Raw genomic sequence first — 12803 nt, 5'->3', positions numbered from 1 at the left:
GAGCATGCATATTGTGATCATGGGATGCGGACGGGTCGGCTCGACTCTGGCGCACATCCTTGAGGACAACGGGCACTCGGTCGCCGTGATCGACCGCGACCCGCAGGCCTTCCGGCGGCTGCGGGCCGGCTTCCGGGGCCGCAGGGTCACCGGCATCGGCTTCGACCGCGACGTGCTCGAAGAGGCCGGCATCGCCTCGGCCGCCGCCTTCGTCGCCGTGAGCAGCGGAGACAACTCCAACATCATCTCCGCCCGGGTCGCGCGGGAGATGTTCGGCGTGGACAACGTGGTCGCCCGCATCTACGACCCCCGCCGGGCCGAGGTCTACCAGCGGCTCGGCATCCCCACCGTGGCGACGGTCCGCTGGACCGCCGACCAGATCCTGCGCCGGGTGCTGCCCGAGGGCGCCGAGCCCCTCTGGCGGGACCCGACCGGCACGGTCGTCCTCTCCGAGGTGGCCTTCCACCAGGGCTGGATCGGCACCCGGGCCAGGGTGATCGAGGACGTCACCGGCGCGCGCGTGGCCTTCGTCAACCGTATGGGCGAGGCGCTCGTGCCGAAGGACGCGACCGTCCTCCAGGAGGGCGATCTCCTCCACCTGGTCGCCGCCGAGAACGACATGGACCGCATCAACAAGGTGCTGTCCGCCCCGCCGTCCGACGAGGAGCACTGATGCGCGTCACCATCGCCGGCGCCGGAGCCGTCGGCCGCTCCATCGCGGCGGAGCTCCTGGAGAACGGGCACGAGGTCCTGCTCATCGACATCGACCCCCGCGCCATCAAGATCGACAGCGTGCCGCGGGCCGAGTGGCTGCTCGCCGACGCCTGCGAGATCTCCTCGCTGGACGAGGCCGGGCTGAACAGCTGCCAGGTCGTGATCGCCGCCTCCGGCGACGACAAGGTCAACCTCGTGGTCTCGCTGCTCGCCAAGACCGAGTACGGCGTGCCGCGGGTGGTCGCCCGGGTCAACCACCCCAAGAACGAGTGGCTGTTCAACGAGTCGTGGGGCGTGGACGTCGCCGTCTCCACCCCGCGCCTGCTGTCGGCCCTGGTCGAGGAGGCGGTCAGCGTCGGCGACCTGGTGCGCCTGATGACCTTCCGGCAGGGCCAGGCCAATCTGGTGGAGCTCACGCTGGCCGAGGACGCCCCGGTGGTGGGCCAGCGGGCGGGGTCGGTGCCGTGGCCGGTGGACGCCGCCCTCGTGGCGATCCTGCGCGAGGGCCGGGTGCTGGTCCCCTCGGCCGACGACCCGCTGGAGGCCGGCGACGAGCTGCTGTTCGTGGCCAGCCAGGAGGTCGAGCAGGAGCTCACCGAGCTGCTGTCGGCCCACGAGCGTTCCTGACCCGCACACGACTCAGGCCCCGGGCGCGTGCCCGGGGCCTGAGTCGTCTCTGCCTGAGTGTCAGACGGACGGCTGCGCCGGCGGCTCGAGCGGGGTGCGGCCCCGGGCGAGCACCCACACCATCGCGGCGAGCCCCGCGACCTGCAGCGGCCAGCCCAGGGCGATCTTGGCCACGCCGAGGGCGGTCACCTGGTCCGCCCAGTAGAGCGGCAGCTGGACCACCACCCGCAGCAGGCAGGGCAGCATGAGCAGCCACGTGAGCCGCGAGCACAGCCGGACCAGCGCGGCGTCGCTGTGCCAGGCCGTCGGGTCGCCGGTCACCGAGCCGATCAGGAAGCCCACGATCGGCCAGCGGACCACGATCGACAGCAGCATGCCGGCGGCGTAGGCCCCGTTGTAGAGGATCCCCGGCAGGAACACGTCCTTGGCGTCGCCGGTGCGGGCCGCGAAGAACGCGCCGATCCCGATGCCGACGAGGCTGTTGAGCACGAACTGCGGCGTCGTGCGCTGTGCGAGCCGCACCAGCAGGAGCACCACCGCCGAGGCGACGCCGACGATCAGCGAGGCCTTCAGCTCGTTGGTGCCCATCCACGTGCCGGTGAAGGCGATTGTGGGCACCGCCGCCTCGACGATCCCGCGCCTGCCGCCCAGCGCCTTGCTCATCTGGGCGCGAACCGCCGCCTCGACGGTGGCGTGCGCCGCGGGGGCCGTCATGTCCGCTGTGCTCATACGGTCTCCTGAGAGATCAAGGGCCACCGGCCGGGCGTAGCTCGTAGCGGGGGTTGAACATGACCTTGCGGCCGTCCTGGACGCTGACCAGCCCTTCGGCCCGCACCACCCGGCCCGGCTCGATGCCGGCGATCTTCCGGCGGCCGAGCCAGACCAGGTCGATCACGTCCGAACCGTCGTACAGCTCCGCCTCGAGGGCGGGCGCGCCGCCGCGCGGGCGGAGGGTCACGGTGCGCAGCGTACCCGCCACGCACGTCCGCTGGCGCTCACCGCACCGCGCGATGGGAGTGGCCCCCTGCTGCTCCAGGTCCTCCTGGAGCTCGGCGGCCTCCAGTTCGGCCTGGCTGGTGGTCAGCCTTCGGAAGAAGCCCCGCAGTCCGCCGCGTCTGGCAGGCTCCGGCGTGCCCATCGGTCACTCACCCAGCTTCCTCGTTCGCGATCCCCTTCGGAGGGATTCGTCGTCCTGGCTCCAGCCTAGGCCGGTCGTTTCCCACCGCAGCATACGTGAGCCGCTTACGGGCCAGAAGGACGGTCAGGATGGGCTTGCCCCCCGATTCGGTCAACCGGCGCATCCCGGACGGGCGTCAGCGGATCTCACTGATCTCCGGACCGCGCTCGAAGGGCCGGAACTCCTCCCGTCCGGATCCCTGCTGCTCCTCCATGGCCTGCCTGGCCTCGGCGGGCAGACGGAGCTGGATCGCCTCCCTGGGCGGCATCGGCTCGTCACCGCGCACGACGACGATGCCGCGCACGACGTCCTCCAGGATCCGCGCCGCCTCCGGGTCGACCGCCGCCCTGCCGCTGATCACGGCGCGGAGGAACCAGCGCGGCCCGTCGACGCCGACGTAGCGCACCGGCTGCCGTCCCTGTGCCTGACCCTGCACGGGCACCTCGGCCGCGATCTCGGGGCCGAACGGGCCGTCCCGGTCCTCGGCCGAGCCGCCGGCGGCCACCACCTCACGGGCGAGTTCGGCGCGCACCTCGTCCCAGATCCCGCTGCGCTTGGGCGCGGCGAAGGCGTTCACCTGCAGGGCGCTCTCCTCGACCAGGACGATCACACCGTCGACCTGGTCGCCCGCCATGCTGAGCTGGATCTCGAATCCGGGGCCGACGGGCAGGCGCAGGCCCCCCAGGTCCACGCGCTCGGCCTCCGGGTAGTCGTCATCGGCGTCCCAGGGGCCCGTCGTCCGCGCCGGGGCGGGGCTCTCCCCCCGCACGACGGCTTGTGCGGTCTCCTCCTCCGCGCGTTGCCGGCGTCGCACCACTTCTCTCACTCTCCTCGCATCGTGGCCCGGTTCCCGGGCCCCGCGGTGTCAGCTCCCCGTCGAGCCGAACCCGTTCGTGCCCCGTACGGAGCCGGGCAACCGGTCGACCTCGTAGAACGCCGCCCGTTCCACCCGCTGGACGACGAGCTGGGCGACGCGGTCACCGCGCCGGAGCCGTACCGGGTCCTTGGCGTCGGTGTTGATCATCGTCACCCTGATCTCGCCCCGGTAGCCGGCGTCGATCGTGCCCGGCGCGTTGACCAGCGTGACGCCGTGCCGGGCCGCCAGGCCCGAACGCGGATGGACGAAGGCGGCGTACCCGTCCGGCAGCGCGATGGCGACGCCGGTCCGCACAACCGCCCGCTCGCCGGGCAGCAACTCGACGTCCTCCGCCGCGTACAGGTCGGCCCCGGCGTCGCCCGGATGCGCGTACGACGGGAGCGGAAGGTCCGGGTCGAGCCGGTGGATCAGGATCTCGACGCTCACCGGGCGGCCTCGACGTGTTCCCTGATGCGGTCGCTCATGAGGCAAGACCCTACCCGTTGCGCTGGGGGGACACCGCCTCTCCCACTCCGGAGGACGGGCGTGCCGTCTCCGGCTCCTGTTCGCCCTCTCCGCCCTGCTCGCTGTGCCCGGAGGCGGCGGGCTGGGACGCGTGAGAGTGCGCGAGCTCCTCGGCGCCGGCCTCCGGGTGCGGGGGCGCGTCCCCGGCTCCGGCCTCCGCGGCGCCGGGCGGGCCGCCTTCGGCCGGTGGCTCGATGGCGGGCTGGCCGCGGCGCAGTTCGGGCAGCGCGCGGTAGATGACCGCCGTGAGCGGCACGGCCACCACGGCGCCCGCGATGCCGCCGAGCACGCCGCCCACCGCGAGGACGAGGATGATCGCCAGGGGATGGAACTCCAGGGCCCGGCCCACGATGAGCGGCTGGAGCACGTGGTTCTCCAGCTGCTGCTCGACCACGAGGATGCCCACGAAGATCAGCGCCAGGAACCAGCCCCGGGAGCCGAAGGTCACCAGCGTCGCGATGGTGCCCGCGAACAGGATGCCGACGATCGGGATGAAGCTGGCCACGAAGACCAGCACCGCGAGGGGCGCCCAAAGTGGCACCTGCATCCCCGCGAGCACCACTCCGATCACGAGTCCGTGGATGGCCGCGACCGCGACCGTGCCGTGCACGTAGTGGGAGATCGTCGCCCAGGCGGCACGGCCCGCCCGGTCCACGCGCGGGGCGGCGCGGCCGAAGGAGCGCAGGAACCAGGTCCAGATCCGGTCGCCGTCCTTCAGCAGGAAGAAGGTCACGAACAGGATCAGCACGATGGAGGTGAGCACCTCGACGACCGCGGTGGCGCCGCTCAGCAGCGTGCTGGTGATCTGGCTGCGGTATTGGGTCACCTGGCTGCTGAGCTGGTCCACGAAGTCGGCGATCTGCGCCTCCTTCAGATGGAGGGGCCCATGCAGCAGCCAGTCCTGCACGTTGCGCACGGTCACCTGGATCTGCAGGACCAGCCGGGGGAACTCCTCGTTCGCTCGCACGCCGATCAGGAACCCGATGCCGACGATCAGCGCGAGGCCGAGCAGCATCGTGATCCACGTCGCGTAGATCGGCCGGAGCCCGGTGGCGCGCAGCCGCCGGGTCAGCGGTTGAAGCAGGGCCGCGAGCAGCAGCGCGACCACCACCGGCATGACGACGAAGCTGATTCTCTCGATGATCAGCCACAGAACGTAGACCATCCCGCCGAGCAGCAGCAGCCGCCAGCTCCACGCGGCCATCGTGGCCAGCGTCGGCGGAACCCTCTCCGTGGTACTGCGGTTAGACGGGATCACGGATCCAGCCTGGCATGTCGGCGGGCGGGACGCGCAGTCGTTTTACCCGCGTATGGCGGTCGTTTCGCCGCCAACCCTCCGCGGACCCCCGGCCGCGCGCCGAAACGCCCGAGAACGTCCTGGAACGCCCCTAAGCGTCGCCGGCCACCGCCGTCACCCCGCGGGCGCGGCGGTGGCCGGCGGTGGCCTCACGCGGTCAGCTCGGCGACCGCGTCGAGCGGGCCGTCACCGGGTTCGAGGACGAACTCCTCGACGTTGCCGGCCGCGCACAGGTCGTCCTGGGCCGCCCGGACGAGGTCCGCCTGGTCCCCCGACACGGTCAGCCGGGCGACCTCGGCCCGCATCGACAGCCGCGCCTCGGACTTGGCCCGCCGCACCCGGCGGAGCACCTCCGCCACGGCGTCCAGCACCGCGGGATCGCCGTGCCTTGCCTCGGGCAGCTCGTCCGGGGACGGCCAGGCGACGCGGTGCACCGAGCCCTCACGCCACCACGACCAGACCTCCTCGGTCACGAACGGCAGGAACGGCGCGAACAGCCGCAGCAGCACGCCGAGCGCCCGCCGCAGGGCGGCGACGGCCGACGCGTCCCCGTCGTACGCGCGGGCCTTGACCAGCTCCACGTAGTCGTCGCAGAAGGACCAGAAGAAGCGTTCGGTCCGTTCCAGCGCCCTGGTGTAGTCGTACGACTCGAACGCCTCGGTGGCCTCGGCGACGGCCGCTCCCAGCGCGGCGAGCATGGACAGGTCGACCGGCTCGGTGACCTCGCCGCCGCCCTCGGACCGGAAGCCGAGCACGAACTTCGACGCGTTGAGGATCTTGATGGCCAGCCGGCGGCCGATCTTGATCTGCCCGGTGTCGAACGCCGTGTCGGTGCCGGGACGCCCGTTCGCCGCCCAATAGCGGACCGCGTCGGAGCCGTACTCCTCCAGCAGGCCCATGGGCGTGACCACGTTGCCCTTGGACTTCGACATCTTCTTGCGGTCGGGGTCGAGGATCCACCCGGAGATCGCCGCGTGCCGCCAGGGCAGCCCGCCGTGCTCCAGGTGCGACCGCACGATCGTGGAGAACAGCCAGGTGCGGATGATCTCGTGGGCCTGGGGCCGCAGGTCCATCGGGAACACGCGGCGGAACAGGTCGTCGTCGCGCTCCCACCCGGCCGCGATCTGCGGGCTCAGCGAGGAGGTCGCCCAGGTGTCCATGACGTCGGGGTCGGCGGTGAAGCCGAGCGGCTTGCCCCGCTGGTCCTCCGAGAAGCCGGGCGGGACGTCGCTGGACGGGTCCACCGGCAGCGCCGACTCCGGCGGGACGACCGGCGCCTCGTAGATCGGCTCGCCGTCGGCGTCGAGCGGATACCAGACCGGGATCGGCACGCCGAAGAACCGCTGACGGGAGATCAGCCAGTCGCCCGCCAGGCCCTCCACCCAGTTGTCGTACCTGACCCGCATGTGCGGCGGGTGCCACTCCAGCTCCCGGCCGCGCTCCAGGAGCTCGGCGCGCAGCTTGGCGTCCCTGCCGCCGTTGCGGATGTACCACTGCCGGGTGGTGACGATCTCGAGGGGCCGGTCGCCCTTCTCGTAGAACTTCACCGGCCGCTGGATCTTGCGCGGCTCGCCGTCCAGGTGGCCGGACTCGCGCAGCATCTCCACGATGCGCTCGCGCGCGCTGTGCACGGTCTTGCCGGCCAGCTCGGCGTACGGCTCGGCCGGCACGCCCTGCGGCGGCTCGGGGAGCAGGCGGCCGTCCCAGCCGATGACCGGCCGGGTGGGCAGGTCGAGCTCGCGCCACCAGGTCACGTCGGTGACGTCGCCGAACGTGCAGATCATCGCGATGCCCGAGCCCTTGTCGGGCTCGGCGAGGTGGTGGGCCACGACCGGCACCTCGACCCCGAAGACCGGGGTGCGGACGGTGGTGCCGAACAACGGCCGGTAGCGCTCGTCGTCGGGGTGGGCGACCAGCGCCACGCAGGCCGGGATCAGCTCGGGCCGGGTCGTCTCGATCCACACCATGCCGTCGGCGCCGTCGCCGTCCGGACGCTCGAACCCGATGCGGTGGAAGGCGCCGGGCCACTCCCGGTCCTCCAGCTCGGCCTGGGCCACCGCCGTGCGGAACGTCACGTCCCACAGAGTCGGGGCCTCGGCAACGTACGCCTCGCCGCGGGCGAGGTTGCGCAGGAACGCGCGCTGGGATGCCGCCCGGGCATCGGCGTCGATGGTCGCATAGGTCATCGACCAGTCCACCGACAGGCCGAGACGGCGCCACAGCTCCTCGAACGCCTTCTCGTCCTCGGCGGTCAGCCGCTCGCACAGCTCGATGAAGTTGCGGCGCGAGATCGGCACCTGCCGCTTGGCGTCCGGCTTCTCCGGCGGCGTGAAGTCCGGGTCGTACGGCATGGAGGGATCGCAGCGCACGCCGAAGTGGTTCTGCACGCGGCGCTCGGTGGGCAGGCCGTTATCGTCCCACCCCATCGGGTAGAAGACCTCGCGCCCCCGCATCCGCTGGTAGCGGGCGATCGTGTCCGTGTGCGTGTAGGAGAAGACGTGCCCCACGTGAAGGGACCCGGACACGGTGGGCGGCGGGGTGTCGATGGAGTAGACCTCGTCCCTGCTCCGGGACCGGTCGAACCGGTAGGTGCCCTCGGCCTCCCAGCGCGCTACCCATACCGCCTCCAAGCCGTCGAGTGTTGGTTTCTCGGGCATGGCTGCGGGGAGTCGCTGTTCGGTCATGCCACCACATGGTATGGCGTGGACCGTCACCCCGCGGGGAGACACTAAGGTCGTTATCGAGGAGGAATCATGGCGGACATGGCTCGGGAGGCCAAGCGCGAACTCGGCGCGACGGACAAGCCCGACATGCAGTGGCGGATCGTCGGCGGCCTGCTCGGCCTGGCGGTGGGCTTCTGCTCGCGCAAGGTGCTGTCGTTCGCGTGGGAGAAGGCGACCGGCAAGAAGCCGCCGGCGAGCGCCGACTCCCCCGACATCGGGCTCGGCGAGGCGATCGCGTACGCCGTGGTGATGGGCCTGGGCATGGAGATCACGCGGATCGTCGTCACGCGGTCGGCGGCGAAGAAGTGGCGCTCCTGGAAGGACGCCGCCCGGGACCTCACTCCCTAGGAGCGGCCGGCTCCCCGGACTCCAGGGCCGTGAGGAAGTCGCTGGCCCACCTGTCCACGTTGTAGGTCGCGACCCTGCGCCTGAGCGAGCGCATCCGGCGCGCCAGCTCGTGCGGGGTCGCCCGCATCGCCGCCAGCATCGTCCGCTTCATGCCGGCGATGTCGTACGGGTTGACCATGTAGGCCTGGCGCAGCTCGTCGGCCGCCCCGGCGAACTCGCTCAGCACGAGCGCCCCGCGCAGGTCGTGGCGGCAGGCGACGTACTCCTTGGCGACGAGGTTCATGCCGTCGCGCAGCGGCGTGACGACCATGACGTCGGCCGCGCAGTAGAGCGCCGCAAGCTCCTCCTTGTTGTACGACTGGTGGAGGTAGGAGATCGGCATGCGGCCGAGCACGCCGTGCTCGCCGTTGATGCGGCCCACCCTCAGCTCGATGTCGTTGCGCAGCCGGATGTACTCGGCGACCCGCTCGCGGGTGGGCGTGGCGACCTGTACGAAGACCGCCTCGTCCGGCTTGATCGAGCCGTCGTCGAGCAGCTCGCCGAACGCCTTGAGCCGCTGGCCGATGCCCTTGGTGTAGTCGAGCCGGTCGACACCGAGCAGCACGTGCTCGGGATCACCCAGCTCGGCGCGGATCTCCTTGGCCCGCTGCTGGATGCGCGGCTCCCGGACGAGCTGGTCCAGCTCGCCGAAGTCGACCGAGATCGGGAACGACTCGGCACGCACCGTCCGGTCCTCGAGCTGGATCTCGTTGCGGAGGTACTGCACCCCGAGCAGGCGGCGGCACAGGCGCAGGAAGTTGGCGGCGCCGCCCGGCCGCTGGAAGCCCACGAGATCGGCCCCGAGCAGTCCTTCGAGGATCTCGTTGCGCCAGGGCAGCTGGTAGAACAGCTCGCCCGGCGGGAACGGGATGTGGAGGAAGAAACCGATCTTCAGGTCGGGCCGCAGCTTCCGCAGCATCGCGGGCACGAGCTGGAGCTGGTAGTCCTGCACCCACACGACCGCGCCGGGCGCGGCGGCGTCCGCGGCCGCGCGGGCGAACCGGTCGTTGACCGCCCGGTACGCGTCCCAGAGCACACGCGAGTAGACGGGCGTGGCGACCACGTCGTGGTAGAGCGGCCACAGTGTGGCGTTGGAGAAGCCTTCGTAGTACAGCTCGACCTCGAGCTGCGACAGCGGGACGGGGATCAGGTGCATCCCGTCGTGGTCGAAAGGCTTCAGCTCCTCTCCCGCCGCCCCGGTCCAGCCGAGCCAGGCCCCGTCACGGCGTTGCATGACGGGCGCGATGGCGGTCACGAGCCCGCCCGGGCTGCGCCGCCACTCGTTCTCGCCCACGCGATCGACCGGCAGCCGGTTCGCGACGATCAGAAATGAGCTGGTGCCACGCATGAATCCCCTCCAGGTGGTCGCCTGTGACCACCATACGGAAAGTCACCAGTGACCCCCATACCCGTAAGAACGTGCACAATCCACGCCTGTGATTGTGAGAATGATCTCACGCAGCTCATATGGGGTCGGCAAGAGGTTTAGACCAATCGGTGACACTTCTCTATCTGGAAGATCAGGACGGCCGGAGAGTGCCGATTGGGACGGGCACCGGGGCCGCGGCGCGTCACCAGAGGGACGGAGACCGGACGGGAAGGGGCCCGGACCGCGGAACGGGGACCGGCACGGGAGGGGAGATCGGCCCGGAGGGAGGGGGTCAGCCGAGCGGCGGTGCGTCAGCCTGGCGGCAGGGCGTCAGCCGGGCGGCAGGGCGCGCTGGCGGCGCAGATCCGCGCGCACGGCGGCGGCGAGTTTCCTGGTGGCGACCCGGTTCAGCGCGCCGCCGGCCACGGCGCCGGTGAGGAAGGGGCCGAGCGTGGTGAGGTGACGGCCGAGCGTGCGCATCAGGCGGTTGCGCAGGGCGGTCTTGGCGGCGGCTCCGAGTGCGAGCGTGGCCGAGCCGGGGGCGAGGGGGTTGACGCCCCGCTGCTTCGACCAGGCGAGCGCGAACGCGGCCGCCCTCTGGGTGCCGTTGCCGGGGACCTTCACGCCGTACACCTCGTGCAGTTCGGCGAGGAGCTTCACTTCGATGGCCGCGACGACCAGCGTCTCGGCCACGATCTGGGCGGGTGCGGAAAGCAGGAGCGGCGGGGCGGCGAACTCGGCCGCGGCGAGCGCTCCGCCGACCGCGCCGACCGCCGTCGTCGCCTTCGCGGCGGTGCGGACGAGATCGTCGGCGAGCTGCTCGCCGGTGAGCCCGTAGTGGTGTTCCCGCAGCGTCTCGTAGTCCCTGACCGGTAACCGCGGGGCGATGTTCATGAATACGTCGGCCAGCCATCGCCCCCGGCCGACTCCCCGTTCACGTGCCTTCCTGGCGGACCTTGCCAAGGCCCCGCTGAGGCGGCCGAGCAGCCGACGCCGCTCGGCCCCGTCCGTCTCCTCAGGGGCGACGAGTTTGCCGACCAGGTCGGCCACCTCGTTGTTTGGTTCATCCGCTGCTGAAGTCACGGACCCTCCCAAGGGTCTCCTAGGCGGCGCACTCGCGGCAGACCTGCTGGCCGTTCTTCTCCGAGGCCAGCTGGCTGCGGTGGTGCACCAGGAAGCACCGCGAGCAGGTGAATTCATCGGCCTGCCGAGGAATCACCCGCAGCGAGAGCTCCTCGTTCGACAGATCCGCCCCCGGCAGCTCCAACGACTCGGCCAGATCGGTCTCGTCGATGTCGATGCTGCCCGACGACTTGTCGCTCCTGCGCGCCTGGAGTTCCTGGAGGCTGTCCTCGTTGAGATCGTCGTCGGTCTTACGCGGGCTGTCGTAGTCGGTAGCCATCTGCTACTCCATCCCCCTCATCTATCTGCCTGCGCCTGATGTCGCGCGTGGATAACGCTCGGAAGGCCGGTGTTGTGCCCGCGGGGGCCGGTAAATTGTGCATTCGGTACCCGCTTGAACGAACACTGAACCTTCCGACACGCGAGGGTCATCCCACCGGGGGCTGCGGTTAGCCAAATATGGCGAAAACCACAGTATCGGCGGTATCCCCACCGCGTTCGACGGCACATCCAACCACATGTGCGGCGTGCACGCTCCATCAGCGCGCCGACTGCGGCGTCCCCGGAGATGCCCCGGCTCCGGAGAGACGCACCGTCACCACGAGACCACCCCCGTCGCGGGGGACGGCGGCGACCGTTCCGCCGTGCGCGCGAACGATCGCGCGCACGATGGACAGGCCGAGACCCGCGCCCTTGGCGGACTGAACCCGGTCGGCATTCAAGCGCCGGAACGGCTCGAACAGGCTCTCCACCTCGTACGCGGGAACGTGCGGTCCCGTGTTCGCGACCTGAACAACCGCACCCCCGTCGACAATTCCCGACCGGACCCATACTTTTCCGGACTCGCCGAGATTGTGCTTGATGCCGTTCTCGACGAGGTTGGAGACACAACGTTCTATGAGAACGGGGTCGCCCGTCGTGGCCGCCGGGTGGAGGTCGTGCTCGACCGTCACGCCCTCTTCCCCGGCGAAGGGGGCCAGTTGCTCCACCGCCGTCCTGGCGACCTCCTGGACGTCCACGGGCTTTCGCACCGACAGCTCGCGCTCGCTGCGGGCGAGCAGCAGCAGGCCCTCGATCAGCCGCTCGTTGCGTGCGGTGGTGCCGAGGAGCGTGCGCCCCAGCACCTTGAGGTCGTCCGACGCCTCGGGGTCGGACAGGGCCACCTCCAGCACCGTACGGTTGATCGCCAGCGGCGTCCGCAGCTCGTGCGAGGCGTTGTCCACGAACCTCCGCTGCGCGTCGAAGGCCGTGTTGAGCCGGGTGAGCATCGCGTCGAAGGTGTCGGCCAGCTCCTTCAGCTCGTCGTCGGGGCCCTGGAGGTCGATGCGCTCGTGGGCGAGCGAGGTCTCCGACAGCTTCCGCGCGGTCGCCGTCATCTTGATGACGGGCCGCAACGCCCGGTCCGCCACGAGGTATCCCAGCATCAGCGCCAGGATGCCCACGCCCAGCAGCGCCAGCAGCGCCCGCTTCAACAGCTCGGCCCGCGCCACCGCGGTGACCTCCGCCTGCGACTGGGCGAACTGGTGGTTGGCCTCGTCGATCCACTCCTGCGGCACGCTCCCCCGCGGGAATATGATCTGTGGCACACTCTGCCAGCCGATGTCGATCGCCTGGCCGATCAGCACGTACATGACCATCACCAGCAGCGCACCGGCCACGAAGACCAGCGCGGCGTACGTGAGGGTCAGGCGCCAGCGGATGCTGATGCGGTTCTGCAGCGACTTGATCTCGTTGAGCAGGTTCCCCCGGTGCACGGGGTGGGCGACCAGGGGCGGCGGGCCGTCCCAGGCGGGCGGGCCGCTAGGCGGCGGCGGCACCTGGCTGCGGTAGGGACCGGTGCCCATCGGGTTCGACATCCGCCGGGTGCGACCGGCCGGGGCCTGCCCGCCGGCCGGAGCCACCACGTCCGGCGAGGTCGTGGCGGCGTCCGATTCTCCGGGCGGCGGGAGAATCCGGGGCGTCCTCCCCTCGGAGGCGTCACGCGGTTCGCTCACAGGGCCCCCTCC

13 protein-coding genes are annotated in these 12803 nt (G+C 71.1%); 3 read left to right on the top strand and 10 right to left on the bottom strand.

What is annotated here, in order from left to right:
• The first annotated feature begins 4 nt into the window (after positions 1-4).
• Positions 5-673 (top strand): potassium channel family protein, encoded by a 669-nt coding sequence (locus QSK36_RS02175; RefSeq protein ID WP_183536252.1) that lies wholly within the window; start codon positions 5-7, stop codon positions 671-673.
• Complete coding sequence (locus QSK36_RS02170) at positions 673-1341, top strand: potassium channel family protein (protein WP_183536250.1); 669 nt, start codon at positions 673-675, stop codon at positions 1339-1341. The genes QSK36_RS02175 and QSK36_RS02170 overlap by 1 nt, the downstream gene beginning before the upstream one ends.
• 60 nt (positions 1342-1401) lie before the next feature.
• On the opposite strand, the gene QSK36_RS02165 is transcribed toward QSK36_RS02170, so the two are convergent.
• The 6 genes from QSK36_RS02165 to valS all read right to left on the bottom strand — a co-directional run bounded on the left by QSK36_RS02165 (position 1402) and on the right by valS (position 7880).
• Positions 1402-2070 carry a DUF3159 domain-containing protein gene (locus tag QSK36_RS02165; RefSeq protein ID WP_183536248.1) on the bottom strand — a complete coding sequence of 223 codons (669 nt, stop codon included), beginning with the start codon at positions 2068-2070 and terminating at the stop codon, positions 1402-1404.
• Between the two features lie 16 nt (positions 2071-2086).
• Positions 2087-2479 carry an OB-fold nucleic acid binding domain-containing protein gene (locus QSK36_RS02160; RefSeq protein ID WP_030505482.1) on the bottom strand — a complete coding sequence of 131 codons (393 nt, stop codon included), beginning with the start codon at positions 2477-2479 and terminating at the stop codon, positions 2087-2089.
• 175 nt (positions 2480-2654) lie between these two features.
• Positions 2655-3335 carry a DUF3710 domain-containing protein gene (locus tag QSK36_RS02155; RefSeq protein WP_183536246.1) on the bottom strand — a complete coding sequence of 227 codons (681 nt, stop codon included), beginning with the start codon at positions 3333-3335 and terminating at the stop codon, positions 2655-2657.
• A gap of 48 nt (positions 3336-3383) precedes the next feature.
• Positions 3384-3821: a dUTP diphosphatase gene (dut, locus tag QSK36_RS02150; RefSeq protein ID WP_285781145.1), complete on the bottom strand. Its 438-nt coding sequence runs from the start codon at positions 3819-3821 to the stop codon at positions 3384-3386.
• 49 nt (positions 3822-3870) lie between these two features.
• Complete coding sequence (locus QSK36_RS02145) at positions 3871-5103, bottom strand: AI-2E family transporter (RefSeq protein ID WP_285781144.1); 1233 nt, start codon at positions 5101-5103, stop codon at positions 3871-3873.
• A gap of 242 nt (positions 5104-5345) precedes the next feature.
• Positions 5346-7880: a valine--tRNA ligase gene (gene valS / locus QSK36_RS02140; protein WP_285781143.1), complete on the bottom strand. Its 2535-nt coding sequence runs from the start codon at positions 7878-7880 to the stop codon at positions 5346-5348.
• 69 nt (positions 7881-7949) lie between these two features.
• Between valS and QSK36_RS02135 the strand changes: the two genes are divergently transcribed.
• On the top strand, positions 7950-8267 hold the full coding sequence (locus QSK36_RS02135) for a DUF4235 domain-containing protein (protein ID WP_225898017.1): 318 nt from the start codon (positions 7950-7952) through the stop codon (positions 8265-8267).
• Here the strand turns inward: QSK36_RS02135 and QSK36_RS02130 are convergent.
• From QSK36_RS02130 to QSK36_RS02115, 4 genes are all read right to left on the bottom strand, one after another.
• Positions 8257-9654, bottom strand: a complete 1398-nt coding sequence (locus QSK36_RS02130; protein ID WP_183536238.1) for an alpha,alpha-trehalose-phosphate synthase (UDP-forming) — start codon at positions 9652-9654, stop codon at positions 8257-8259. The genes QSK36_RS02135 and QSK36_RS02130 overlap by 11 nt on opposite strands.
• Before the next feature lie 351 nt (positions 9655-10005).
• Entirely contained in the window at positions 10006-10758 is a 753-nt protein-coding gene (locus QSK36_RS02125) for a hypothetical protein (protein ID WP_285781142.1), read from the bottom strand.
• Between the two features lie 19 nt (positions 10759-10777).
• Positions 10778-11077 carry a DUF4193 domain-containing protein gene (locus tag QSK36_RS02120; RefSeq protein ID WP_030505490.1) on the bottom strand — a complete coding sequence of 100 codons (300 nt, stop codon included), beginning with the start codon at positions 11075-11077 and terminating at the stop codon, positions 10778-10780.
• 259 nt (positions 11078-11336) lie between these two features.
• Positions 11337-12791, bottom strand: a complete 1455-nt coding sequence (locus tag QSK36_RS02115; RefSeq protein WP_285781141.1) for a sensor histidine kinase — start codon at positions 12789-12791, stop codon at positions 11337-11339.
• Between the last annotated feature and the right edge of the window lie 12 nt (positions 12792-12803).

The organism is Microbispora sp. NBRC 16548, from assembly GCF_030268985.1.
In the GTDB taxonomy this organism is placed as follows: Bacteria; Actinomycetota; Actinomycetes; order Streptosporangiales; family Streptosporangiaceae; genus Microbispora; species Microbispora catharanthi.
Note: the sequence above shows the minus strand (reverse complement) of the source record. Positions and strands in the feature narration are given on the sequence as shown.